The 25,026-nt window shown below is 56.8% G+C and carries 27 protein-coding genes and 1 pseudogene; 14 read left to right on the forward strand and 14 right to left on the reverse strand.

The features are described from left to right. The first annotated feature begins 45 nt into the window (after positions 1 to 45). A complete protein-coding gene (locus G7090_RS00190; RefSeq protein WP_166181040.1) occupies positions 46 to 1,050 on the forward strand; it encodes an alpha/beta fold hydrolase in 1,005 nt (334 codons plus the stop codon). A 133-nt stretch (positions 1,051 to 1,183) separates the two neighbouring features. Here G7090_RS00190 and G7090_RS00195 read toward each other — a convergent pair whose 3' ends face one another. Continuing rightward, positions 1,184 to 1,984: an MBL fold metallo-hydrolase gene (locus G7090_RS00195; RefSeq protein WP_166181042.1), complete on the reverse strand. Its 801-nt coding sequence runs from the start codon at positions 1,982 to 1,984 to the stop codon at positions 1,184 to 1,186. Between the two features lie 87 nt (positions 1,985 to 2,071). Next, positions 2,072 to 2,185, reverse strand: a pseudogene (locus tag G7090_RS00200) (LysR family transcriptional regulator); the annotation flags it as partial. 100 nt (positions 2,186 to 2,285) lie between these two features. Here G7090_RS00200 and G7090_RS00205 point away from each other — a divergent pair. Together G7090_RS00205 and nepI are read left to right on the forward strand one after the other, a co-directional pair. Continuing rightward, positions 2,286 to 2,738: a DUF1198 domain-containing protein gene (locus G7090_RS00205; RefSeq protein WP_106995594.1), complete on the forward strand. Its 453-nt coding sequence runs from the start codon at positions 2,286 to 2,288 to the stop codon at positions 2,736 to 2,738. A 166-nt stretch (positions 2,739 to 2,904) separates the two neighbouring features. Further along, complete coding sequence (nepI, locus tag G7090_RS00210) at positions 2,905 to 4,095, forward strand: purine ribonucleoside efflux pump NepI (RefSeq protein WP_106995595.1); 1,191 nt, start codon at positions 2,905 to 2,907, stop codon at positions 4,093 to 4,095. A gap of 111 nt (positions 4,096 to 4,206) precedes the next feature. Here nepI and G7090_RS00215 read toward each other — a convergent pair whose 3' ends face one another. From G7090_RS00215 to G7090_RS00240, 6 genes are all read right to left on the reverse strand, one after another. Further along, the gene (locus tag G7090_RS00215; protein WP_106995596.1) at positions 4,207 to 5,112 is read right to left on the reverse strand and encodes a DMT family transporter; all 906 of its coding nucleotides are present in this window, start codon (positions 5,110 to 5,112) and stop codon (positions 4,207 to 4,209) included. 163 nt (positions 5,113 to 5,275) lie between these two features. Next, on the reverse strand, positions 5,276 to 6,655 hold the full coding sequence (locus G7090_RS00220; protein WP_166181044.1) for a carbohydrate porin: 1,380 nt from the start codon (positions 6,653 to 6,655) through the stop codon (positions 5,276 to 5,278). Positions 6,656 to 6,816: 161 nt separating this feature from the next. Continuing rightward, positions 6,817 to 7,119 carry a PTS lactose/cellobiose transporter subunit IIA gene (locus G7090_RS00225; protein WP_072250852.1) on the reverse strand — a complete coding sequence of 101 codons (303 nt, stop codon included), beginning with the start codon at positions 7,117 to 7,119 and terminating at the stop codon, positions 6,817 to 6,819. A gap of 11 nt (positions 7,120 to 7,130) precedes the next feature. Beyond that, entirely contained in the window at positions 7,131 to 8,516 is a 1,386-nt protein-coding gene (locus G7090_RS00230; protein ID WP_166181047.1) for a glycoside hydrolase family 1 protein, read from the reverse strand. Between the two features lie 17 nt (positions 8,517 to 8,533). After that, a complete protein-coding gene (locus tag G7090_RS00235; protein WP_106995599.1) occupies positions 8,534 to 9,859 on the reverse strand; it encodes a PTS sugar transporter subunit IIC in 1,326 nt (441 codons plus the stop codon). Positions 9,860 to 9,871: 12 nt separating this feature from the next. Then, positions 9,872 to 10,186, reverse strand: a complete 315-nt coding sequence (locus G7090_RS00240) for a PTS sugar transporter subunit IIB (protein ID WP_032615638.1) — start codon at positions 10,184 to 10,186, stop codon at positions 9,872 to 9,874. Positions 10,187 to 10,480: 294 nt separating this feature from the next. On the opposite strand from G7090_RS00240, the gene G7090_RS00245 reads away from it, so the two are divergent. Further along, entirely contained in the window at positions 10,481 to 11,428 is a 948-nt protein-coding gene (locus G7090_RS00245; RefSeq protein WP_166181050.1) for a LacI family DNA-binding transcriptional regulator, read from the forward strand. Between the two features lie 36 nt (positions 11,429 to 11,464). On the opposite strand, the gene G7090_RS00250 is transcribed toward G7090_RS00245, so the two are convergent. Then, complete coding sequence (locus tag G7090_RS00250) at positions 11,465 to 11,761, reverse strand: YicS family protein (protein ID WP_106995601.1); 297 nt, start codon at positions 11,759 to 11,761, stop codon at positions 11,465 to 11,467. A gap of 321 nt (positions 11,762 to 12,082) precedes the next feature. Between G7090_RS00250 and G7090_RS00255 the strand changes: the two genes are divergently transcribed. Next, positions 12,083 to 12,502 carry a GNAT family N-acetyltransferase gene (locus tag G7090_RS00255; protein ID WP_166181052.1) on the forward strand — a complete coding sequence of 140 codons (420 nt, stop codon included), beginning with the start codon at positions 12,083 to 12,085 and terminating at the stop codon, positions 12,500 to 12,502. Here the strand turns inward: G7090_RS00255 and G7090_RS00260 are convergent. After that, complete coding sequence (locus G7090_RS00260; protein ID WP_106995603.1) at positions 12,499 to 13,158, reverse strand: TetR/AcrR family transcriptional regulator; 660 nt, start codon at positions 13,156 to 13,158, stop codon at positions 12,499 to 12,501. The genes G7090_RS00255 and G7090_RS00260 overlap by 4 nt on opposite strands. Before the next feature lie 78 nt (positions 13,159 to 13,236). Between G7090_RS00260 and G7090_RS00265 the strand changes: the two genes are divergently transcribed. The 6 genes from G7090_RS00265 to G7090_RS00290 all read left to right on the forward strand — a co-directional run bounded on the left by G7090_RS00265 (position 13,237) and on the right by G7090_RS00290 (position 18,216). Next, a complete protein-coding gene (locus tag G7090_RS00265) occupies positions 13,237 to 14,736 on the forward strand; it encodes an MDR family MFS transporter (RefSeq protein ID WP_106995604.1) in 1,500 nt (499 codons plus the stop codon). Positions 14,737 to 14,853: 117 nt separating this feature from the next. Further along, positions 14,854 to 15,114, forward strand: a complete 261-nt coding sequence (locus tag G7090_RS00270; protein ID WP_106995605.1) for an antitoxin — start codon at positions 14,854 to 14,856, stop codon at positions 15,112 to 15,114. An 11-nt stretch (positions 15,115 to 15,125) separates the two neighbouring features. Further along, positions 15,126 to 15,281, forward strand: a complete 156-nt coding sequence (locus G7090_RS00275) for a PIN domain-containing protein (RefSeq protein WP_242685390.1) — start codon at positions 15,126 to 15,128, stop codon at positions 15,279 to 15,281. A 224-nt stretch (positions 15,282 to 15,505) separates the two neighbouring features. Then, complete coding sequence (gene nlpA, locus G7090_RS00280; protein ID WP_166181054.1) at positions 15,506 to 16,309, forward strand: lipoprotein NlpA; 804 nt, start codon at positions 15,506 to 15,508, stop codon at positions 16,307 to 16,309. A gap of 138 nt (positions 16,310 to 16,447) precedes the next feature. Continuing rightward, the gene (locus tag G7090_RS00285) at positions 16,448 to 17,227 is read left to right on the forward strand and encodes an MBL fold metallo-hydrolase (protein ID WP_106995610.1); all 780 of its coding nucleotides are present in this window, start codon (positions 16,448 to 16,450) and stop codon (positions 17,225 to 17,227) included. 26 nt (positions 17,228 to 17,253) lie between these two features. Then, complete coding sequence (locus G7090_RS00290; RefSeq protein WP_166181057.1) at positions 17,254 to 18,216, forward strand: GlxA family transcriptional regulator; 963 nt, start codon at positions 17,254 to 17,256, stop codon at positions 18,214 to 18,216. Between the two features lie 8 nt (positions 18,217 to 18,224). Here the strand turns inward: G7090_RS00290 and G7090_RS00295 are convergent, their stop codons facing one another. From G7090_RS00295 to G7090_RS00310, 4 genes are all read right to left on the reverse strand, one after another. Continuing rightward, on the reverse strand, positions 18,225 to 19,313 hold the full coding sequence (locus G7090_RS00295) for an AAA family ATPase (protein WP_166181059.1): 1,089 nt from the start codon (positions 19,311 to 19,313) through the stop codon (positions 18,225 to 18,227). A 144-nt stretch (positions 19,314 to 19,457) separates the two neighbouring features. Beyond that, positions 19,458 to 20,417: a DUF523 and DUF1722 domain-containing protein gene (locus G7090_RS00300; RefSeq protein WP_166181062.1), complete on the reverse strand. Its 960-nt coding sequence runs from the start codon at positions 20,415 to 20,417 to the stop codon at positions 19,458 to 19,460. 102 nt (positions 20,418 to 20,519) lie between these two features. Next, entirely contained in the window at positions 20,520 to 20,933 is a 414-nt protein-coding gene (gene uraH, locus G7090_RS00305; protein WP_106995614.1) for a hydroxyisourate hydrolase, read from the reverse strand. A gap of 99 nt (positions 20,934 to 21,032) precedes the next feature. Continuing rightward, positions 21,033 to 21,758: a MerR family transcriptional regulator gene (locus tag G7090_RS00310; protein WP_166181064.1), complete on the reverse strand. Its 726-nt coding sequence runs from the start codon at positions 21,756 to 21,758 to the stop codon at positions 21,033 to 21,035. Positions 21,759 to 21,873: 115 nt separating this feature from the next. Here G7090_RS00310 and G7090_RS00315 point away from each other — a divergent pair, with 115 nt between their 5' ends. The 3 genes from G7090_RS00315 (at position 21,874) to G7090_RS00325 (ending at position 25,019) form a co-directional block, all read left to right on the forward strand. Then, positions 21,874 to 22,398 carry a lipocalin family protein gene (locus G7090_RS00315; protein WP_166181066.1) on the forward strand — a complete coding sequence of 175 codons (525 nt, stop codon included), beginning with the start codon at positions 21,874 to 21,876 and terminating at the stop codon, positions 22,396 to 22,398. 75 nt (positions 22,399 to 22,473) lie between these two features. Then, positions 22,474 to 23,490 carry a class I SAM-dependent methyltransferase gene (locus G7090_RS00320; protein ID WP_166181068.1) on the forward strand — a complete coding sequence of 339 codons (1,017 nt, stop codon included), beginning with the start codon at positions 22,474 to 22,476 and terminating at the stop codon, positions 23,488 to 23,490. A 158-nt stretch (positions 23,491 to 23,648) separates the two neighbouring features. Continuing rightward, the gene (locus G7090_RS00325; RefSeq protein WP_166181070.1) at positions 23,649 to 25,019 is read left to right on the forward strand and encodes an aromatic acid/H+ symport family MFS transporter; all 1,371 of its coding nucleotides are present in this window, start codon (positions 23,649 to 23,651) and stop codon (positions 25,017 to 25,019) included. Positions 25,020 to 25,026: the final 7 nt, after the last annotated feature.

Genomic DNA, 25,026 nt, shown 5'->3' on the forward strand with positions numbered 1-25,026 from the left:
CGCCTTTCGCGCAGCCTTAGCCCCTTTTGCTAACGGAGAGCTTGCATGTTGACCCGACGATTGTCCTGCCTTGCGCTGCTGGTGGCGCTGGCCTCACCCGCGATAGCTGCTGATACCCCCACCTACGGCGAGAAGCTGGAAGGCTTTGACTACCCCTGGCCGGTGAAACATTTCACCTTTACCTCGCAAAATCAGTCGCTGGATATGGCTTATCTGGACGTGAAGCCGGAAAAAGCCAACGGCCGCACCGTGGTGCTGATGCACGGTAAAAATTTCTGTGCCGGAACCTGGGAAGGCACCATCCGGGCCCTCGCCGCCAGCGGTTATCGCGTGGTGGCTCCGGATCAGATTGGTTTTTGCAAATCCACCAAGCCTGAACAGTATCAGTACAGCTTCCAGCAGCTGGCGGACAATACCCATGCGTTGCTGAAAACGTTGGGCGTCGATCGGGTCACGGTTATCGGGCACTCCACCGGCGGCATGCTGGCAACCCGCTACGCGCTGATGTGGCCGCAGCAGGTGGAACAGCTGGTGATGGTGAACCCGATTGGTCTGGAGGACTGGAAAGCGCGCGGCGTGCCGCATATCACCGTTGATCAGTGGTATCAGCGTGAGCTGAAAGTCAGCGCCGACGGGATCCGCGAGTACGAGAAAAACACCTACTATGCCGGGGAGTGGAAGCCGGAGTACGAGCTCTGGGTCACTATGCTCGCCGGGCTGAATAACGGGCCGGGCAAAGAGCGTGTGGCGTGGAACTCGGCGCTGCTCTACGACATGATCTACACCCAGCCGGTGATCTATGAATTCAGCGAGCTGAAGATGCCGGTATTATTGATGATCGGCACGAAGGACAACACCGCCATCGGGAAAGATCTCGCCCCGCCGGAGGTGCGTAAAACGCTCGGCAACTACGCGGTGCTGGGCCAGGAGACGGCAAAACGCATTCCGCACGCCACGCTGGTGGAGTTTAACGACATGGGCCACGCGCCGCAGATGCAGGACCCGCAGCGTTTCCATGAAGCGCTGCTTAAAGGGCTTCAAGCTCGCTGACTGGTTTCCAGCATTAGCCCGCGCAGCCACGTCTGCGCGGGGATTCGGTGGAATAGCCATCAGCTATACAATAATCGGCTCGTTGGTGCTGCTTTGTGGCACTGCAGTAATAACAACCTTATTTATTGAGATCCTAACCCAGAACATAAACATCGCCTGTTGCCGGGGTAACTGAATTCGGCAACCACAAGCTCCCCCATTTACCGGTACAATGGCAGCCCATTATTTTATCGGGGTTAAGGTCGTGCAAAAACTGTCTGATAGCCCAGAGCTTCCGAGGGGACGCGCTACGCAGGTGAAAACCACCGAACAGGGCGTGAATATGATTTATGCCGGTTATTCTCTGACAGTGATGCACAATATCAATGAGTCCCCGATGTCCACAGCCGATAAAAATGACCAGGCCACGATCAGATTTATAGATCAACACCCCTTCATCTTTTACATAGTCCACTGTCGCATTTTTCTCTCCGATAACACCGTACGCGCTCGGATGAGCTACCGGTATCTCTCCTGACCAAATAAAACGCTCCCCAAGATGAAGTGGGGTACTGCTGTACTCCATGCGATAACGTGAATAATCATTATTCAGCGACAATTTTTTTATTCTGGCGGTAAAGCCTGAAAACCTTACTGCCGAGTAGCGTTTTTTGGCCACCAGGGGGTGACATACGATCCGGCAATTCTCGGCTAACCACGGAACACCGCCACAATGGTCATAGTGACCGTGTGAAAGTACGACTGCGGTCAGGGGGGGCAAGTCGATCCCCATCAGGGCAGCGTTATGCAGGAAACTGTCATCAGGTCCGGTATCAAAGAGAATTGAATCATTTTTATCCTGTATCAACAGACTGAGCCCAGCTTTAGCACGTAGCGAATTTTGAGCGCTGGCGTTAAGTCGGTTTTCCAGCAAGACGCTGATTGTTATGGGCATATTCTCTCTTTCCCTGAGGTGAGTATTCGTTACTGGCGGTCCGGTTGTTCATCATAATACACCATTGATATCCCGCCTTTTCAGGTGCGCTGACGGGGTCAGGGATAAACGCGATGCCGCCCGGCTGACGCTGCGCTCATCCAGCAGGGCATCCAGAGTTTTCAAAAGATTCAGATCCAGCGTGCGGATATCCGTTTTCATTATTCTCTACCATCTGTTTTCAGTGCATTAATACGACGTTGTCCGCTGTCGACGCGCTGCATTTCCCGATATCATGCTCGACTAACCGTAAGGAGAGTTCATGGTCTGGATAATGCTGGCTACGCTGGCGGTGGTATTTGTGGTGGGCTTTCGCGTCATGACGTCGGGACCCCGGCGCGCGATTCGTCGTCTCAGCGAGCGTCTGGGCATCACTCCGGTTCCCGTAGAATCGATGATCGACCAGTTTGGCAAAAGCGCCGGGAATGAGTTTATCCGCTACCTGGAGCGCCCGGACGAAGCGCACCTGCAGAATGCCGCCCAGGTGCTGCTGATCTGGCAGGTGTGCATTGTCGACAGCAGTGAAAACAACCTGCTAAGCTGGTATCGCCTGCTGCGCAAGGCGCGTCTTGCCGCGCCGATCACCGATGCCCAGATCCGCATGGCGCTCGGCTTTATGCGCGATATGGAGCCCGATCCGTACGAGTTTAACGCTTTCCAGCTGCGCTATAACCAGCTCTTCCTGCCGGAAGAGGGGGTCTTTTTCCTGCATTGATATTCCCCGGTAGCGCTTCGCTTACCGGGGCTACAAAACCCGTAGGCCGGTGCAAGCGCAGCGCCGCCCGGCAAAAAGTGCCAAAAGTTGTCTAAACGTTAAATAGATCACACTTTAACTGTTAAACTGCACGGCTTTCCCGCTCGTTTTCTCCTCAGGTGATGCCATGACAGAACAGATCCAATCCGCCCCTTCGCCCCATGCCAAAGCGGTCTCCCGCCCAAACTGGTCGGCGGTTTTTTCCGTGGCGTTTTGCGTCGCCTGCCTGATTACCGTGGAGTTTCTGCCGGTCAGCCTGCTGACGCCGATGGCGCAGGATCTGGGCATTTCTGAAGGGCTGGCGGGCCAGTCGGTCACCGTTACCGCCTTTGTTGCTATGTTTGCCAGCCTGTTTATCACCCAGGCGATTGGTACCACCGATCGCCGCAAGGTGGTGATCCTCTTTTCTGTCCTGCTGACGCTCTCCTGCCTGCTGGTCTCCTTTGCCGATAACTTTATGTTGCTGCTGTTGGGGCGCGCGTGCCTCGGGCTGGGGCTGGGCGGATTCTGGGCGATGTCGGCCTCGCTGACCATGCGGCTGGTGCCGGCGCGTACCGTGCCGAAAGCGCTCTCCGTCATCTTCGGCGCGGTCTCCATCGCGCTGGTGATCGCCGCGCCGCTGGGCAGTTTCCTCGGGGGGATCATCGGCTGGCGTAACGTCTTTAACGGTGCCGCCGTGATGGGGCTGCTGTGTATTCTGTGGGTCTGGAAAGCGCTGCCTTCGCTGCCGGGCGAAGCTGCACACCACAAACAGAACATGTTCAGCCTGCTGAAACGCCCCGGCGTGATGGCGGGGATGATCGCCATCTTTATGTCGTTTGCCGGGCAGTTTGCCTTCTTTACCTACATCCGCCCGGTATTTATGACCATGGCCGGGTTTGACGTTGATGGTCTGACGCTGGTACTGCTGAGCTTCGGTATCGCCAGCTTTGTCGGCACCTCGCTGTCGGCGCAGTTCCTGAAACGCTCCCTGAAATTCGCTCTCGCAGGCGCGCCGCTGGTGCTGGCAGTCAGCGCTGCCGTACTGATCCTGTGGGGCAGCGACAAGTGGGTGGCCTCGGCGATTGCGATTATCTGGGGCTTTGCCTTTGCGCTGATCCCGGTGGGCTGGTCGACGTGGATCACCCGCTCGCTGGCCGATCAGGCGGAAAAAGCCGGGTCGATTCAGGTGGCGGTGATCCAGCTGGCGAACACCTGCGGTGCGGCGGTGGGCGGCATTGCGCTCGACCATCTGGGACTGACGTCACCGCTGGTGATTTCCGGCACATTAATGCTGATTACCGCGCTGCTGGTGGCGGGTAAGGTGAAGGCGCAGTAGTCAATTTACCCCTCACCCCGGCCCTCTCCCCAAAGGGGCGAGGGTGAAAAGCCTGCACCGAGCCGTCCCCTCTCCCCTATGGGGAGAGGGTTAGGGTGAGGGGACATCAGGCTACGCGGATGTCTGCACCCTTCTTCTCGAATCCATCGAAATCAGCACTACCGACGACACAATCAACAGCGTGCCCAGCCAGTCCGGCAGGGTGAACGCCACCCCCAGTAACATCACCGACAGCAGGGCGCTGCTCAGCGGCTCGGCGCAGCTCAGAATGCTCGCCTTTGGCCCGCCAATCATCTGCGCGCCTTTCAGATACAGGCTGAAGGTCACCGCCGTGCCGATCACTACCAGGTAGAAGAATGCCAGCAGCAGGCTGCCGTCGACCACGAAGGTAGTGCCGCGTCCGGCAAAGAACGGGGTCAGCATTAACCCGGCCAGCAGCATGCTCCAGCCGACAATCGGCAGAGTGCCGTAGCGGGCAATCAACGTGGAGGGGTAGGTGGTATAAAACGCGGCGGCGAAGGCGGAGGCGATGCCCCAGCAGAGCGCGGCTGGAGAGATTGTGAGCGAGGTCGGATCGCCGTGGGTGACCAGTAAAAAGGTGCCGACAAGCGAGGTCATGATCGCCGCCAGCACGAAAATGCCCGGCCGCTTTTTACGTGCCAGCGCGAACCACGCCACGATAATGGTCGGAGAGAGGAACTGCAGCACGGTGGCGGTGGCGGCGTTGGATTTTTCAATCGTCACCAGGAAGGTGAGCTGGACGATCAGCGCCCCGAACAGAGAGAAGATCAGCAGGCTGATGGCATCTTTGCGATTTTTGATGACCGAGAAAATCTTGTCGCCGTGGACGAAGGAGAGCGTCAGCAGGATCACCCCGGCAAACAGCAGACGCACCATGGTGAGATAAGGCGAGGAAATATGACTTTTCTCCATGATGTACTGCGCGCAAACCCCCGAGCTGCCCCATAAAATGGCGGCGATCAGGACGTTCAGCATCCCTTTACGTGTGGAACCCATGTTCTCCCCTGTTATGTCGATTTTTTTCTAGCATAACATGGGAGCCTTGCCCGGCGGCGCTGCAAGATGCGGTGCGGTCTGATGCCCTCACCCCGACCTTCTCCCACGGGGCGAGGGCGCACACACTAAAAACGGCAACGTTGCGTTGCCGTTTTGCTTTTACCTAGAACCACGCCTCCCACATCGCGCCGACGTTGAAGTCGTCCAGCGTTTCGTCCCGGGTGTTGTTCACGCGCGCGGTGCGCTCGTTATCCACCTTGCCGCCGGTGGCGTAGAAGCGCAGCATCGGACGGAATTCCGGGCCCATCGCGATGGAGATGTTCTGCGACAGGGTTAGCTTCCAGCCCTTGTTATCCCCGCCGTTGTCGTAATCCACATGCTGCCAGCCCGCTTCCAGCCAGGTGGAGTGCACGTCGTTCCACCAGTGCATTGGACGCACGATGGCGTTGTAGTTCTTGCGGTTGTCGGTGCTGTCCCGGCTGTTGTCGTAGTCGTGGAAGGCCAGAATGTACTCCACCTGGGTCGCTTGGGTGAACTTGTGCAGCCCTTCGAAGCTGGCGTACACCGTGGTCAGGTCCTCGGTTTTGTTGAACACGCTGTTGTCCGAGTTATCGGAGTAGCGGGCGATCACCTTGTTGACGCCGCTGTCGTTGGTGTGGCTCAGCACCACGCCGCCCTGCCAGGCGTTCATCCGCTCATCGGTGTCGATGCCTTTCGAGTCAAAGCCGTAGTTGGCGTACAGCTCCAGGTCGATCGGGCCGAGCTTCATGCCGTGAATTTTGGAGGTGGCGGCGTAGTTGCCTTTGTCGCCGGTGCCGGAGCCGCCGGTACAGGTGATGCGTGACGGGTTGGCTTCGTCATCCATCACTTCCGGGCTACAGGATTCCACGGCCGCCACGGTGGCCACGTCAAACTGCACGCCGCCGATGTCGAAGTTTTTCACCCCGGCACCCTGGCCGTCGTGGTTCATCCAGAAGTAGTCGTTGATGCCCTGCTGCGGACGCTGGTGGAAGTCACGACCTGCCCAGAGATAGGCGTTCGGGTTGGATTCCAGAATGTTGGTCACCCCGGCGTAGGCCTTTTTCAGGTTAACCTCGTCGCCCCAGTGGTCGATCATCACGTTGACGTCCCAGATGGCCCCGTTCTCGCCTTTAAAGGCTTTCGAGAGCTGGAATTCGCCGCCGTTGCTTTCGTTACCCAGACGGCCGATCGCCGAGGCGCCGTTGTAGGAGCCGTCCACCGCGACGTATTTCTGGTCGGCGGCCTGGAAGTGCGCGCCGTAGCGGGCATAGCCGGTAAATTTAATCCCGAACGGGATCGCCATATCCGGGGACTGGGCGGCGCTCTGGGGTTCGTTAATGACGTCGGCTTTTTTCGCCACCGCGGCATCCATTTTTGCCTGGCGATCCGCCAGGGCTTTATCCACCGCTTTGGCCACAATGGCGTCGATTTGCTCCTGCGTAAATTCCTGCGCGAGGACAGAAATCGGGCAAAGCGCGGCGAGAACCGCCATTGTTAATGGAAGTTTTTTAATCATATTCATGGTTATCTCAATATATTTAAATTTTATTCAGACAATAACCACCCCGTTCCGGACTGACAGAATATGTCGCTATCATCAGAAAAGGTTGATTTTTATTTTTTAGGATACAGAGGCTTTACACTGTTATCGTAACGATATCTCCAGTACTGATATTTAATTAATTAACGCTGATACAGGTGAATAATTTCTTCGGATAATTCACGGGCCAGCAGCGAGTTCATTAAGTGATCCTGGGCGTGCACCATAATTAACGTCATCGGCTGACGGGCTTCGCCCGCATCCTGCTCGATAAGTTTGGTCTGCATATGGTGCGCCTGGCGCGCGTAGCCATCGGCTTCGCGCAGCAGGCTTTTCGCTTCGTCAAAGTTGCCCTGCCGCGCAGCATGCAGTGCTTCAAAGCACAGGCTGCGCGACTGACCAGCATTGACGATGATTTCCATTACGGCTTCTTCTAAGGCAATCATCATCGGTTTCTCTAAATATCGAAACTATTATTCATAGAGGTGGCGGCAAACCACTCTCCGCTCTTTTTAATGGTGCGCTGCTGCGTGGTTAAATCCAGCTGGATAAAACCGTAGCGGTTTTTATATGCATTACACCATGACCAGTTATCAATAAATGTCCACATATGATAGCCAAGACAATTACAGCCTTCGCTAATACCTTTATGCAGCCATTTAAGGTGTTCGGAAATAAACTCGATACGGTATTGATCGTTAATCTGACCATTCTCAATAAAACGCTGCTCGTTTTCGACGCCCATACCATTTTCAGAAATAAAACAGCGTGGGTTGCCGTAATTATCGCGCTGGTTAATGAGAATATCGTAAATACCTGGCTCGTAGATTTCCCAGCCGCGATACGGGTTCATTTTACGGCCCGGCATCTCGTAGCTATCGAAGAACCACTCCGGCATAAACGGTGCCTGCGGGTTGATGGCCGAATCACGACACTTCACCCGACGCGGCTGATAGTAGTTCACGCCCAGCAGGTCGATTTTGCCGTCGGCAATCAGAGCGCTGTCTTCCGGCAGACAGGTAGGCAGCTGATCGTGTGCTTTCAGCATCGCCACCAGATCCGCCGGGTATTCACCGCACAGCACCGGGTCGAGGAAGCTGCGGTTAAACAGCAGGTCGCAATGGTGCGCGGCTTTCACGTCCGCCGGATTCTGCGAGCGCGGATAGGACGGCGTCAGGTTCAGTACGATGCCAATCTCACCAGGGTAATGGCCAGCGCGGAAGGCGCGAACCGCCTGCGCATGGGCCAGCACGGTGTGATAGGCCACGGTGGCTGCACGACGGAAATCGACCACGTTCGGGTAGTGGAAGTCATACAGATACCCGCCCTCTACCGGCACAATCGGCTCGTTAAAGGTAAACCAGTGCATCACCCGATCACCAAAAAGCTCAAAGCAGGTTTCTGCGTAGCGGGCATAGGCCGCCACCACATCACGGTTTTCCCACCCGCCAATCTCCTGCATCGCCATCGGCATGTCGAAGTGGAACAGGGTGATAAACGGCTTGATGCCCTGGGCAATCAGTTCGTCGATCACCTGATTGTAGAAAGCAACCGCTTCCTGGTTCACTTCACCGGTGCCTTCCGGGATGAGACGCGCCCAGCTTATCGAGGTGCGAAAGCTATTGTGGTTCAACTGCTTTAACAGCTGAATGTCGGCTTTCCAGTGCTGATAAAACGTGGAGGTATTCTGCGGCCCTACCCCATTGTGAAAGCGATTCGGCTCGGTCGCGAACCAGTGATCCCAGGTGGTTAATCCCTTGCCACTGCCCTGGCTTTCCCCTTCGGTTTGCAGTGCAGAACAGGCGCTACCCCACCAGAAGTTTTCGGGAAATGCATATTTCATAAAACGTCCTCTTTGACTTAATTCCCGACGGTCTCTGCTGCACCTACGGTTGCCTGCGCTTTTTGTTCTTCGGTTTTCATTAAAGAACGCTCATAAGCACGCAGGAACGGTAAATACATCACCGCCGACATGACCATACAAATGACGCACATCACCACCGGACTGAGGGCCCAGTTTGCCGCCCAGGAGGCACCAATTGGCGCTGGAGTCGTCCACGGCGTCAGCGAGACGACCTGGGCCAGCCAGCCGAGTTTGGTGGCGGTATACGCCAGACAGGCGTTGATCATCGGCACGAACACGAACGGAATAAACAGCATCGGGTTCATGATGATCGGCGCCCCGAACAGAATAGGTTCGTTGATATTAAAGAAACTTGGCACAACGCCCATTTTACCGATGGTGCGCAGATGGGTTACGCGGCTGCGCAGCAGCAGGAAGGCCAGCGGCAGGGTTGAGCCCACGCCACCAATCAGCAGGTAGTGATCCCAGAAGCCCTGCAGGTAGACGTGCGGCAGCGCAGCGCCGGCAGCCAGCGCGGCCTGGTTGGCAGAGAGGTTAGCCATCCAGAACGGGTTCATGATGCCGGTGACAATCAGCGCGCCGTGGATGCCGGCGAACCAGAAGATTTGGCATAGCAAAACGGAGAGCAGAATGGCTGGCAGGGAGTCAGAGGCGGAAACCAGCGGCTCCAGCAGGTGCATAATCGCCTGCGGAATGATCATCCCGGTTTGCGCTTCGATAAACAGATTCAGCGGGTGCAGCGTACCGATGATCACCACCACCGGGATCAGGATTTCAAACGAGCGCGCCACGCCGGTCGGCACTTCTTTCGGCAGGCGGATGGTGACTTTATGATCCTTCAGCCAGGCGTAAACGCGGGTGGCATAGATGGAGGTGATCAGCGCGGTGAAGATCCCCTGGCCCGACAGATACTGGGTAGAGATTTTGCCGTCGGCATAGGGGGCGGCTACCAGCAGGAACGCCATAAAGGCCAGCAGGCCGGACATCACCGGGTCGAGATTAAACTGACGGCCAAGGCTGGCGCCAATCCCAACGGAGATAAAGAAGGTCATCACTCCCATGCTGAGGTTAAACGGCAGCATCAGCTGTTCGCGGTAGGTCTCGGAGAAATCGAGCCAGCCGCGGGCAAAGCTGTTGGTGGTGTCTGCAGAGAACGGCGGGAAGATAAATACCAGCATAAACGAGCCGATGATCATAAACGGCAGCGCGGCGGTAAAGCCGTCGCGGATAGCAATCACATACTTCTGCTGGCCCAGTTTGCCTGCCAGTGGCGCAATGGACTGCTCAATGACGGCAACCATAGATTGATATAACGAACTCATGAGAACACCTTCTTAGTGTGCCGCTTCGATGAGCGACAGAGCATAGTCCAGCACTTTATCGCCACGTTGCATTCCGTAATCCATGGTATCGATGGACTGTACGGGTATGCCCTGGGTGGCAGCCTTGTCTGAGAGCGTTTTTAACATGTATTTGACCTGGGGTCCGAGAAGCACGACCTGGTATTGCGGAAACTGTGTATCAAATTCTGAAACACCGTACGCATCGATTTTGACCGGTAAACCGCGTTCGTTCGCGGCTTCGACCATTTTCCGTACCAGCAGGCTGGTGGACATCCCGGCAGAACAGCACAGCATTATCTTGAACATCGACAACCATCCTCAAAATGTAAATAGTTATTGCGGAGATGATTGGATAACATATGGAAACCGGTTTCCATTGATATAAGACAGAAGTGTGACAGCCATCAAGATCCCTTACTTATGGGGCCTGATTATCAGATTCAGGTCACGAATTTTGGCTGCTTTTGCATCATATGGAGTGGAAACGGAAAATCGGTTTCCATGGAAAACGGAAACAGATATACTCCTGAGTGGCTATAATATGAGCCGAAGTGGAATCAGGAATTACAGGGGCCTGGAGCGACCTGTCAGGGGATAAAGATGTCTACAATCAACGATGTATCACGTCTGGCCGGGGTGTCCAAAGCCACGGTATCACGGGTGTTGAGCGGGTCGCGCGGCGTGAAGGAAGCCAGCCGTCAGGCCGTACTGAAAGCAGTGGAAGAGCTGAACTACCGGCCAAATGTGATTGCCCAGTCGCTGCTCAGCCAGTCTACCGGCTGTATCGGCGTCATTTGCGCCCAGGACAACATTAACCAGACCACCGGTTACCTGTACGCGCTGGAAAAACACCTCAGCCAGCACCAGAAGCACCTGCTGCTTCGCTTCGCCAACACCAAAGCCGAAGTCATGAGCGCGCTGGATGAACTCTCCTGCGGGCTATGCGATGACATTCTGATTATTGGCGCCCGTTTTCCGCTGCAGATCGATCAGGAGAATGTCATCCTGGTGGATTGCATGGAAACCAACAACGTCAACAGCATCCAGTATGACCATGCGTTTGCCGCGGAAACCGCCTGTAACTTCCTTGCCAGCCAGGGGCGACGCCAGATTGCCCTGATCCACCCGCACGGCAGCGGTTTTGCCGATCAGGTGCTGCTGGGCTACAAGCATGGGCTGGAAAAGAACTTCCTGCCGTTTAATCGCAACCTGGTCTTTATGGACGCCACGTCATCCTCCGTGGCCCTGCAGGAGCTGCTCAATAACGCCAGCACCGTTAATTTCAACGCCTTACTGGTGGCCGACGAACAGGAAGCACAGCGGGTAATCCCCCAGCTGCAGGCGTTCAACAGGTCAGTCCCGGGGGATATCATGGTCTTTAGTCTGGCGGGGTCGCTGCATCTGCCGGGCATTCCGACCATTCCAGCGATTGAATACTCGATGGATGCCATGGCGGCACGTATCGTCACCTGGCTGAACGAGAAGACCCAGATGCTGGGTTCGTATGTGCTGCGCGGGGATTTAATTATTCCGGATGTGCGACGCTAAAAAATTAAGGGGGCTGCAGAGCCCCTTAATGCCTAATCAGTAATCCTCCATGCAGTCCACCTGGCTCACGGCATCCCAGTAACCTTCCTGGTTGTTCCGCTCCATCGCCACGACCGCATTTTTGACCAGCATCTGATTGGCCTCAGAGGCCATGATCATCTTCTGCCACTCTTTATCACTTTGCTTGCGTTGCGGGGCACAGGCTTTCTTCACATCCTTCAAAACCGACTGTTTCATCTGTTCTAATTTTACCGGGTCGTTCAGTTCCTGAGCATGAACGAAGGCGGCAAAAAGCAGGCAGACTACCAGGCAAAACAGGTGCGCTGACTTCATGGAAACCTCCGGGAAAACCACACACGTTTATGAAATATATCGTTACATCCGAATTTTTGACCCAAGCCGAAAGTATTAATTTTGCCAATAGTTGCGCTGAGGTATGAATAAGCGTAGCCGCAGAATTTGCCGGACAGGCAAGACCAAAAGAAAAATCTGTGATGACAGGCGACAACCACGCAATAAAGGGTGATGCTGTTCGCAAAGGCAATTTAGCGTTGATTGCACTTACAATTTTTAGCGCGTGTTACGCCAGATTTTGATGTTTTTATCGGCGGCAGAATGTGGGATAGTCGATGGGCAACGTAACGGGAGAATGATATGCAACTGAGTATTACCGACACCATTACTGGACAAGATCAGAAAGAGTTACAGCAGCAGTTGCGGGTCTATAACAGCCAGTTTATTGATTTTTCCCGCGTGGGGAATGATATCGCCGTGTATGCCCGCGATGAGGGCGGCAAAATGCACGGCGGGCTTATCGGCAACCGTCAGGGTGAGTGGCTGAACATTAAATACCTGTGGGTTAGCGACGAAAAGCGCGGCAGCGGGCTTGGCCGCAAACTGATGCAGGCCGCCGAAGGCGAAGCCAAACGCCAGGGGTGCCGCCACGCGCTGGTGGATACCTTCAGTTTCCAGGCGCGTCCGTTTTATGAGAAGCAGGGCTATCAGCTGGAGATGACGCTGAACGATTTCCCGTATGCGGGGATCCAGCGCCACTACCTGTCGAAGGCGCTTTAAGCGCCAATACCGCTACCGATCACCGCCAGCGCATGGCGTACGACGCTGTCAGGCGAGAGGGTGTGTAACCTCTCGTCATTACGCATCCGTGAAAAGGGCACCAGTACCAGGCTTAACAGGGTGGTGAACAGCAGCTCGGGTGCCAGATCGCGGTTCAGTTTTCCCTCCTGCTGCCAGCGGGCGATGGTCTCCAGCATCGCCTGATATTTTTCATCGCCAAACCGGGCCTGCAGATGTGCCCGCAGCACCGGCATTTCCCCTATCACCTCCTGCATCCACAGCGGCGCGAACCAGCGATGCTCGACGGCCAGATCCGCCAGCTTTTTCACCATCAACGTCAGGGCAGTGACCGGATCGTCCGGATGGGCGCTGAAAAGCGTCGCGATGGCGCTGCGAAGCGGCAGAAAACGCTCCTCGATCATTGCATCCAGCAGCTGCTCCCGGGAGTTGAAGTAGTAATGCAGCATCGCCGGCGTTACGCCCGCCTCTTTGGCAATGGCGTTGAGGGAGGTGCGGGCAATCCCCTGACGGGCAAAGAGATCCAGGGCGATATCCAGCAGCTGTTCCCGACTGGTGGCGGTGGGTTTGCTCCCGCGCGGACGTCCCGGGCGGCGGGCCGGTGGCGTGGGCTCAGAATTATCTTTATGTGCTGACATGCGCGGAGGATCCCTTGACCTGATTTATAACTTCATTAAATATTAATTACCCAATTAATTAATTTCAAGCGGTGTTTTATGGCGTCCGATTCGACAACGCAAACCAAAAACGCGCCCTCCATACGGCTGCTGTTCAGCGCGCTCCTGCTGGTGATGCTGCTTTCGGCCCTCGATCAGACCATTGTCTCCACGGCGCTGCCGACCATTGTGGGTGAGCTGGGCGGGCTGGATAAGCTCTCCTGGGTGGTGACGGCCTACATCCTGAGTTCCACTATCGTGGTGCCGCTGTACGGCAAGTTTGGCGATCTCTTTGGCCGCAAAATCGTACTGCAAATCGCGATTGTGCTGTTTCTGGTGGGCTCAGCCCTGTGCGGGCTGGCGCAGAACATGACCCAGCTGGTGCTGATGCGCGCCCTACAGGGGCTTGGCGGCGGCGGGCTGATGGTGATCAGCATGGCAGCGGTGGCTGATGTCATTCCGCCAGCGGATCGCGGCCGCTATCAGGGGCTGTTCGGCGGGGTCTTTGGTCTCGCGACGGTGATCGGCCCGCTGGTCGGCGGTTTTCTGGTGCAGCACGCCTCCTGGCGCTGGATTTTTTACATCAACCTGCCGCTGGGGGTGTTTGCCCTGCTGGTGATCGGCGCGGTCTTCCAGGGCAGCGCGAAGCGCAATAAGCATGAGATCGACTATCTGGGGGCGATTTACCTCAGCATGGCGTTGCTGTGCATCATTCTGTTTACCAGTGAAGGGGGCACGGTGCGCGAGTGGAGCGACCCGCAGCTGTGGTGCATTCTGGCCTTTGGCCTGACGGGCATCGCCGGGTTTATCTACGAAGAGCGTCTGGCGTGGGAGCCGATTATTCCGCTGTCGCTGTTCCGGGATCGCAGCTTCCTGCTGTGCAGCCTGATTGGTTTTATTATCGGTATGTCGCTGTTTGGCTCGGTGACCTTCCTGCCGCTCTATCTGCAGATTGTTAAAGAGGCCACTCCGACCGAGGCCGGTTTACAGCTGATCCCGCTGATGGGCGGCCTGCTGCTGACCTCGATTATCAGCGGCCGTATTATCAGCCGCACCGGGAAGTACCGCCTGTTCCCAATCATCGGCACCCTGTTGGGCGTGATCGGGATGACGTTGCTCACCCGGATCACCATTGATTCGCCGGTCTGGGAGCTCTACCTGTTTACCGGCGTGCTGGGGGCCGGGCTGGGTCTGGTGATGCAGGTCCTGGTGCTGGCGGTGCAGAACAGCGTGTCTGCGGATCAGTATGGGGTAGCGACCTCCGGCGTAACGCTGTTCCGCTCCATTGGCGGGGCGATTGGCGTGGCGCTGTTTGGCGCGGTCTTCACCCACGTGCTGCAGTCGGGCCTGATGGCGCGGATACCCGAGGGCACCGAACTGCCGCGGGAGCTGAACCCTGTGGCGATTCACCATCTGCCTGACGCCCTGCGTCTCGACTATCTGGACGCCTTTGGCTCCGCCATTCATGCGGTATTCCTGATGGCCGCAGGGATTATGGTGCTGGCCTTTGTGCTGTCGTGGTTTTTGCGCGAGACGCCGCTGCGCAAGCGGGAGGCGTAAGGTTAGCGATTCCGCTAATTGTTGCGAGTCGCTTTCCGAATCTGAACGGCCAGGCTTGTCTTCCTTAACGCTGCTGGCGCATGCTTTGGGCTGGTCAATAAACCAGCAGGGGTTGCAATGGAACGCAAAGCGAAACTGTTCAAAAAGGGGCGAAATCAGGCGGTTATCCTGCCCGATGAGTTCGCGTTTGATACGGAGAGTGTCTGGATCCGGCGGGATGAGGAGGGGAATGTCGTTTTGAGGACAATGTCAGAGAAAGAAAAGCACAGGGAGAATTTTTTGCGTTTGCTGAAGCAAACGCAGGTTCCTGATTCATTCCTGAGCAAGGAGGAGCGCAATCAGAGCTATACGACAAGAGATCCTTTTGAAGGATTATAGAAATGCTGCTTATGCTGGACACAAACATAGTAAGTCACCTCGTGAGGCAACATCCTGGCGTGGTCGATCACTATTCCCGAATAGCACCAGAAGAGATGTGTATATCAAGCGTAACGAAGGCTGAACTGCTTTATGGCGTCGTGCCTTCGGGATGGTGCAGGAACTGACTATCGAGGATTGGACCACCGCTGCCTGAACCTCAACGCCCGGTGGCGCTACGCTTACCGGGCCTACAGTAGTTTTCCCTGTAATTACGTAGGCCGGGTAAGCGTAGCGCCACCCGGCAATACCCGCATATAACTTATCCTTCTTATTGATGCCATTTCGTTTTTTAGCCTGCCGCTGCGTTGCCGATATAGTCGATAAAACAGTTATCAAAAGGATATGACGGGTGAAACTTCGATTGGGTGCGCTTCTCCTCGCTGGCCTGCTGCTGGCGGGCTGCGATCAAAACGGCAGCGATGCCAAACATATCAAAGTCGGCGTGATTAACGGCGCCGAGCAGGACGTGGCAGAAGTCGCTAAAAAAGTGGCGAAAGAGAAGTTCGGCCTTGATGTCGAGCTGGTGGGCTTTAGCGGCTCGCTGCTGCCGAACGATGCGACAAGCCACGGCGAACTGGATGCCAACGTCTTCCAGCATCGTCCGTTCCTGGCAGAAGACAATAAAGCCCACGGCTACAAGCTGGTGGCCGTCGGCAATACCTTTGTGTTCCCGATGGCGGGCTACTCCCGCAAGATCAAATCGGTGGCGGAGCTGAAGGACGGCGCAACTATCGCCATCCCGAACGACCCGACCAACCTGGGCCGCGCGCTGTTGCTGCTGCAAAACGAAAAGCTGATCGCCCTGAAACCGGACGTCGGTTTGCTGCCAACGGCGCTGGATATCACCGCCAATCCGAAAAAGCTGAACATTATGGAGCTGGAAGGGGCGCAGCTGCCGCGCGTGCTGGACGATCCGAAAGTGGATGTGGCGATTATCAGCACTACCTATCTCCAGCAAACCGGGTTGTCTCCAGTACATGACAGTGTCTTTATCGAAGATAAAAACTCGCCGTACGTGAATATTGTCGTGACGCGGGAAGACAACAAAGATGCGGAAAACGTGAAGGAATTTATTCAGTCGTATCAGTCACCAGAAGTGGCGAAGGCGGCAGAGACGATCTTTAACGGCGGGGCAGTGCCGGGCTGGGAATAACGTTAATCGTGCCGCGACGAGATCTTTCGTCGCGGCCAGGAACAAATTGGCCCGATCCCATCGCTGAATGCCCTTTTGCCCACATCCTGTCGCCTGCCCTCCGGCTATGCTTTCCGCATACTAACCGGAGAACAGCCCATGAACATTACCCACATTCGCAACGCGACGCAGCTCATTACCTACGCCGGAAAACGCTTTCTGATTGACCCGCTGCTGGCACCCAAAGACGCTTACCCTGGTTTCCCCGGCACTGCCCGGGCGGAGATCCGCAACCCGACGGTGGAGCTGCCCTGTGCGGTGGAAAGCCTGCTGGATGTCGATGCGGTAATCGTCACCCATACCCATGCCGATCACTGGGATCAACACGCCATCGAGCGGATCGCCAAAGAGATGCCGATCTTTGTCCAGCACGACGATGACGCGCAGCTGCTGCGCAGTCAGGGCTTCCGCAATTTGACCGTTTTGACAGACAACACCCCGTTTGGCGCGATCCAGTTGAGCAAAACCCACGGCGGTCAGCACGGCACCGACCGCGCTTACGCGGTGCCTGAGCTGGCGGAGATGCTCGGTGAGGCGTGCGGCGTGGTGTTTCGCCATCCCGAAGAAAAAACGCTGCTGATTGCAGGCGACACCATTTTGCGCCCGCAGGTCGCCGACGAACTGCAAAAGCTGCAGCCGGATGTGGTGGTGCTTAATGCCGGGTACGCGCATGTGATCGGCTTCGGGCCTATCATTATGGGCGCGGAAGATGTGCTGAATGTGCACTTCCTGCTGCCGCAGGCAAAACTTGTCGCCGTCCATATGGAAGCGATCAACCACTGCCTGCTGACGCGCAGTGCACTGCGGGAATATGTGGACGCCAACCAGATGGGTGAGGCGGTGATCATTCCCCAGGACGGGGAAAGCGTTATAGTCTGAACAGCATCAGGGCAAAGGAGAACAATGTGAAGCTAACAACAGTGGCGATTGTCGCCGTCGACGGGTTCAGTCCTTTTCACTACTCCGTGCCCTGCATTTTGTTTGGCGATAGCGTATCGGGTACAAAGCGTTTTAACGTGACGATCTGCGCCGAAAACCCAGGGTTATTAACCTCCCGGGATGGTTTCGCCCTCAATGCCACGCACGATTATTCCGCCATCAGGCAGGCCGACATAGTGGTGGTGCCTTACTGGGCTCATGTGCTTGAACGCCCGCCGCAGACGTTGCTCGACAGCCTGGTGCAGGCCAGAGACAACGGGGCGGAAATCGTCGGGCTGTGCTTGGGATCGTTTGTTCTCGGATACGCCGGCATTCTGAACGGCAAACGGGCGGCGACCCACTGGGAATTTGAGCGCCAGTTCCAGTCGCTGTTCCCGGCGGTGCAGCTGGATATCAACGCCCTGTACGTCGATGACGACAACATTATCACCTCTGCTGGCACTGCCGCCGCGCTGGACTGCTGCCTGTATATCATCCGTCAGCGCTTTGGCAGCGAGGTCGCCAATCAGATTGCCCGGCGGATGATTGTGCCGCCGCACCGCGAGGGCGGGCAGGCGCAGTTTATCGCCCAGCCGGTGCCGGAAACGACCCGTGATGCGCGGATTAACAACCTGATCGATTATCTCCAGCGTAATATCAGCCAGCCGCTGAACCTGGATGCGCTGGCAGAGAGCGTGGCGATGAGTCGCCGCACGCTGACCCGCCATTTTATGAAAGCCACCGGAATGAGCGTCGTCTCGTGGATCACCGCCGAACGCCTGCGGCGTAGCCAGCTGCTGCTGGAGAGCAGCAATCTGCCCGTTGAGGCGGTGGCAGAGCAGGTGGGGTATCTTTCCGCCGTGACCCTGCGCCAGCAGTTTAAGGCCCGCTTTGGTGTCAGCCCGGCGGAGTGGCGTAAAACTTTCCGCACGCAGAGTCAGGCCGGGTAGCGCAACATTTACCCCAGCTTCTCCATCCGCGTTTCCCCTTCCACCATCGACAGCTGATACAGCGAAAACGATCGGTGCTTTTCAATCAGCGTCGCCAGTTCCGGCGAGTGGCTGGTGAGCCAGATCTGCGAGTAACGGCTGGCCTCGGCAATCAGGCTCGCCAGCGCGGGCAGCATCTGCGGATGCAGGCTGTTTTCCGGTTCGTTGAGGGCGATAAACGCGGGCGGACGCGGGCTTAACAGCGCCACAGCCAGACAGAGAAAACGCAGCGTGCCGTCGGAGAACTCCGCGGGCTCCAGCGGTCGGCTTAAGCCTTCGCGCTGCATCATCATGCGAAAACGCCCACCGGTATTGTCGCTGTAAAACACGCAGCCGGGGAACGCCTGGTCGAGGATGCGCATCAGCAGCAGCTCGTCGCCAATCTCGGCGATGGTCTGAAAGGCCGCGGCCAGATTGGCACCGTCGCTGGCCAGCACCGGGGAGCGGAACCCCACCTGCGGGGCACGGATCGCCGAGCCGGATGAGACGGAAAACTCATGATAAAAGCGCCAGTTACGCAGGGACTCGCGCATCTGCGACACCTCCGGGTAGAGGTGCGGCTCCCCCAACTGCCCGAACACCGATTCGTTCTCGTACAGCGTGCCGCTGTGGGTCACCTTTTCGTGATGCACGTTATTGAGAAACACGGCCTGATTCTTGCGCTTCATCAGCTGTGATGACGGGCGTCGGTGCTGGCCGCTCAGCCAGATGGACTCCTCTTTAATCACCGGATCGAGCTGAAACTGCGAGGGATAAGGCAGCTTCTCGACAAAGCCCACCTGCAGTTCATATTCGTAGGTCTCTGTTTCCACCGCCAGGTTCATGCGCCTGAGCTGGTCGCTGCGGGTTTTACCTGCCCAGAAGACCTTTAAAATCCCGCCCTCATTGGCCAGCGCCTGGGAAAACTGCCCCTGCGCCGCGCTGTGCATCAGGTGGATCGCCTTGTAGATATTGGATTTTCCGGTGCCGTTCGGGCCGAAAACGATATTGAGCTGCTGCAGATCCAGCGACAGGTCGCGAATCGAGCGATAGTTTTGAATGTGCAGGGTGTTGATCATCGGCGTACCCACTTTTGCGGACTAAACCTGTACAAAGTTACAGTGTTTCAGGCAAAGTGCAAAAAAAAAGACGACAGTGAGGTGTCGTCTAAACGGGGTAGTGCTTCGGGCCTCTCAGGGTCAATGGGGCCTCGCGTTTGACATTCAGATTACGGCCAATCGCAAACCCAGATCGTCAGGATAGGGATCAAAGTAGTTTTGCGTCATCAGATACCGGTCAGGGTATTCGGCCAGATAATGTTTCAGCAGCGTGAGCGGGGCGAGAATGGGCAGTAATCCGTCACGATAATGCAGGATCACGTCGCGCAGTTCACCGCGCTGGCGGCTGTTCAGTTGGTTACGGAAATAGCCCTGAATATGCATCAGGACGTTAGTGTGGTTTTTCCGCGAAGCCGGTTTACTGAGGATCAGCATCAGTTTTTCGCGGTACACCTCAAAGAAAGCGTCCAGGTCTTCCCACTCGTGCAGCGAGGCGACGAACGGCCCGATCTCGCGATAGCCCGCCTGATGGTGCGCCAGCAGCTGGAGTTTGTACCGGCTGTGGAAGTCCAGCAGCGCACGGCGCGTCAGGCCTTGTGCCCGCAGCGTATTCAGCTCATGAAGAGCAAAAACCCGCTCGACAAAGTTCTCACGCAGCACCGCATCGTGCAGGCGTCCATCTTCCTCCACCGGCAGCCACGGCCATTTTTCAAGCAGGGCGGCGGTGAACAGCCCGACACCCTCCTTGCGGCCCGCGTTACCCTTTTCATCGTACAGCCGCACGCGCTCCATGCCACAGCTTGGCGATTTGGCGCAGACAATAAATCCGCAGAGATCGCCCATTTTCGGCACATAACCCGCCGCAAAATCGGCCATTTTTTGGGTAACGTCTTCATGAGGCGCTTTGCTGAAGCGCATCTGCGTCTCACCGCTGGCGGTCTTCGTCAGACGCAGGGCCGGACGAGGCGTCGGCAGGCCGATCGCCATTTCCGGACACACAGGCCGGAAATTGACCCATTCGGCCAGCTCATCCATGACAAAGCCCATACGCTTATGCCCGCCGTCGAAGCGAACGGCGGAACCGGTCAAACATCCGCTAATACCCAGCACAGGTTTCGTTGTCATGATGCGCACCTCCAGAGTCATACTCTAAAAGTTACACAAAATGATTATTTTGTCCAAGTATTGACGAATATATTTTTTATTTTGTATAGATATCAGCAGCTTTTAGCTGCCCTTATAGGTCGAGTAACCGTACTGGCTCAGCAGCAACGGAATGTGCAGTTTTTCGTTGGTGCGGGTGACGGTAAACAGCACCGGGATCTCCGGGAAGAATGACTCCAGCTTGTTGCCGTGGAAGTACTCTGCCGTTTTGAAGGTCACTTTATAGACGCCAGGCTGCATATCCTGATCCGCTGGGTAGAGCGACTTGATACGGCCGTCCTGGTCAGTTTTGCCGCTGGCGAGCGGGGTCCATTTATCCTGCTGCTGCTTTTCCAGCGTAACGGTGACGCCCGGCGGTGGCGTGCCGGTTTGCTGGTCAAGGATATGCACGCTCAGGGTGCCGGCAGGGGCGGCGCCAAAGGCGACAGGGGCAAAGGCCATGGAGGCGAGGATCAGCAGAGGGGCAGTCTTTTTCATCATGTTTTCCTGTGGAGTGATAAGTCACAGGAAAACGTTAGCATTTGCCGCGCAGGAAAATATTCAACTTTTCGTGAAGATTCCCGCAGGAGAAAATAATCAGAGGATAATCACCTCAAGGGCAACCTGCTGCTGCCACTGTTCCACCTGTTTTCGGCGCGCGGCGGTGAGTTTACCGCTGGTGACCAGCAGCCACTGGCGGTCCGGGAAAATCTCCGGTGCCAGCGCGGCAGGGGGAATGGGCAGCAGGTTGATGCGGTGGCCCTGGCCGGTGCGGGCTAAGGCTTCGAGCCAGATTTCGCACGGGTCGTTCAGGTGCCAGCCGCTGAGCAGGAGGTTGTCGCCCGGCGCTTTTTTATCGGCTTCAAGGCAAAACGAGGTGTAGGCGATGATGATGCCATCGAGGATCTCGCGTAGGGTCATGGCGGCGGGAACGTTGGCCGAGACCAGGCTGCGCAGGGGACGTAACACGTTCACGACCAGCTCCGGGCGCGGATATTCGCGACCGGTATCGTAAATCATCTGGCGCAGGGATTCGATTTTGCCGGCCTGCAGACGCTCCAGCATGGTCTGCTGCAGCGTTTGCCAGTTGTTGGTCCGGCCCGGGGCAGGACGCTCCAGCAGCGGCTTTACCTGGCCTATCGGGACGCCTTTTTTCACCCAGTCGAGGATTTTTAACGCCTGCTGGACGTCCTCGTCGCTGTACTGGCGATGACCGCCCTCGGTGCGCAGCGGCTTGAGTAAACCGTAGCGACGCTGCCACGCCCGCAGCGTGGTAGGGGTGATCCCACTAAGTCTGGCGAATTCGCCAATGGAGTATGCCATGTCTGCGTCCGAAGAGGATTAATCTCAATATTCTACGAATATTTTCCGATGGGATGAAGCGCCAGAGCGCTGCACTACACTTTAATTCCAACCGTGCAAAATGACAGGAGTTCTCATGAAACTATGGCCCGTTGTTACCGGTGTCGCCATTGCGCTGACTCTGGTGGCCTGCAAATCCCCTACGCCGCCAAAGGGCGTGCAGCCGATAACGAACTTTGACGCCAGCCGCTATCTGGGCAAGTGGTACGAAATCGCCCGTCTGGAAAACCGCTTCGAACGCGGTATGCAGCAGGTGACTGCCACCTATGGCAAGCGCAGCGACGGCGGGATCAGCGTGCTTAACCGGGGCTATGATCCGGTGAAACGCAAGTGGAGTGAGAGCGAGGGTAAAGCCTATTACACCGGCGAGCCAACCACCGCAGCGTTGAAGGTGTCGTTCTTCGGCCCGTTCTATGGCGGTTATAACGTGATCAAGCTGGACGATGACTACCAGTACGCGCTGGTCAGCGGCCCGGATCGCGACTATCTGTGGATCCTGTCGCGTACGCCAACCATTCCGGATGCGGTGAAACAGGATTATCTCAATACTGCGCGCAGCCTGGGCTTCCGGGTGGATGAGCTGATATGGGTGAAACAGTAAAGATCGTGCTTTCGTCCTGGGGAAATGTGCGGGCAGGGGAATAGACTTGCGTCATGGGCACACGGGAGATGACATATGCACTGGCAACCCTTTCGCGGCACCGCGCCGACCACCATGACCCTCTACAGCGCGTCCTTTCCCGATGTCAGCGACAACTGGCCGATGAAAGACGAAGTGACGCGCGAGCTGAACGCCGTCGATCGGGCCTTAAAAGCGGACCCGCAGCTGATGCCGCCCGTTATCGAGAAGAATGCCAGTGGCGAGAAGAGGATAAAGTGCCAGCATCAGTGGTCTGAAAAGGCCTTCGCGACGCGCCCGGCGGTCGTCGCCTGGCGTACCCGGCTGGTGCCCACCGCCCTGGCCCTGTACGCCATCCAGAATCCGCTGGATGAACATCTCCCTGACGGCACCCGGATGGACAGCCGCAGCCGCCAGTGGTTTATCCACGCCAACGATGCCATCGGCATCCGTTCCCGCGCGAAGGTGCTCTCCGTGCTGGCGGAACAGTACCTGCATAACGACATCGACAACGTCTGGGTCAGCCTCGCCAGCGGGGCGGCCGTCCCGGTGCTGGAGGCGCTGCGCGGCGCCCATCTGGACGGGCAAAAAGTGCATTTAACCCTCGTGGATTACGATCCCGTCTCCCTGCGCTGGGCAGAGAAAATGGCCGCCGCCGAAGGGCTGAGCGTCGGGGAGCAGGTGACGATATTGCAGCGCGATCTGAAAGAGAGCCTGATCCACAGCGATAAACTGATACAGGAGCTGGGCGAAGGTAAGGTCGAGCTGGTGGACGCGCTGGGGATCTTCGAATACTTCAACGATACCGACGCGGTAATCTTCCTGAAACATGTCCTGCGCCTGATTAAACCCGGCGGAGCGCTGATTATCTCGAACATGCTCACCAGCAGCCCGCAGATTGATTTCGCCCTGCGCTGTATCGGCTGGACGCCCATCTTCCCGCGCACCTTGCAGCAGCTGCAGGATATTCACCTCGCGGCAGGGATCCCGGCGGAAAACGTCACGGTGATCGTGCCGAAAGACGGGGTGTATGCGGTGATGGAGGTGCGGGTGGGCCAGGCGGTTCAGGCCTGAGGCATTTCGTAAGCCTCATCACAATATAAACAGAACTCATACCTAGCGCGGGTTTTTTGAACCGGACAGCGCCCCTCGTCTGCCTTAAGTTGGTTGCGAACGTTCAACACATAACACTAACCAGAACATTCGTATCGCCTGCTTAAGGAAGTCACCCTATGAATCAGACTCATGTTGTCGATGTGAAGGCATGGATAGATGCCCGGCCTGTCTCACGCTTTCAGTGGAAGGTTCTGCTGCTCTGTTTTGTCATCATTATGCTTGATGGTTATGACGCCGCGGTCATGGGGTTTATCGCCCCAGCGTTAATCGAAGACTGGGGCATTAGCCGCTCTGCACTCGGCCCTATCCTCGGGGCGGCGATGTTCGGTGTTGCCATCGGCGCGCTGGTCGCCGGACCGCTCTCGGACCGCTATGGCCGCAAACAGGTTCTGTTGTGGTCGGTGGCGCTCTTCGCCATTTTCAGCCTTGCCGCCGCGCTGGCGCAAAGCCCGGCACAACTCGCGTTGATTCGTTTTCTGACCGGGCTGGGGCTGGGGGCCGTTATGCCGAACTGCGTCACGCTGGTGGCGGAGTATATGCCGGAGCGCCGCAAGGGGTTGATGATCACCCTGATGTACAGCGGCTTTAACGTTGGCTCCGGGCTGGGTGGGTTTATTGCTGCGGCGCTGCTGTCGCACTACAGCTGGCATTCGGCACTGATTTTTGGCGGCGTGCTGCCGCTGGTGCTGCTGCCCTTTATGTTTGCCATGCTGCCGGAGTCGGCGATGAGCATGGTGGCGCGCCGCGTTCCGCATGATCAGATTGCCCGGGTGCTTAACCGGCTGGGGGGGACGTTCACGGCTGACACCCAGTTTAAACTCAATACCCCGGAAATTTCCCGCCGCAGTAAAGTCGCGCAGCTGTTCCGCAACGGCTATGGGCGCGGCACGGTTGCCCTGTGGCTGACCTACTTTATGGGGCTGTTTGTCATCTATCTGCTTAATGGCTGGCTGCCGACTATCCTGCGTTCAGGTGGGTTGTCGTTGCAGCAGGCGGCTATCATCACCGGTCTGTTCCAGCTCGGCGGCCCGCTGGGCGGCATCATTGTCGGCTACCTGATGGACCGCACAGCCGCGAAGAAAGTGATTGCTGTAACCTATTTCCTCGGCTGTCTGTGTCTGTTGTCGCAAGGGTTGATGGACTTCGGGTCGCTGGCGCTGGCGGTACTGATTTTTATCAGCGGCATGTGTATCAACGGCGCACAGAACGGCCTGCAGGCCTACTCCCCCGCCTTTTACCAGACGGAAATCCGCGCCACCGGCGTAAGCTGGATGCACGGTATCGGTCGTACGGGGGCCATTCTCAGCTCAACGTTGGGTGGAGTGATTATGCTGGCGGTGCCAGGGCACTCTTCCATCTTTCTGGTGCTGGCATTACCGGCCTGTCTGGCGGGGATCGCTATTTTACTGCATCGTATGAACCGCATTAAGACTCGGGAAACAGAGGCGGAATTAAACGCGCTGTCGCAAACCGTGCATAACCGATAAGTGGAGT

The organism is Leclercia sp. 29361 (assembly GCF_011290365.1).
GTDB lineage: Bacteria > Pseudomonadota > Gammaproteobacteria > Enterobacterales > Enterobacteriaceae > Enterobacter > Enterobacter tamurae.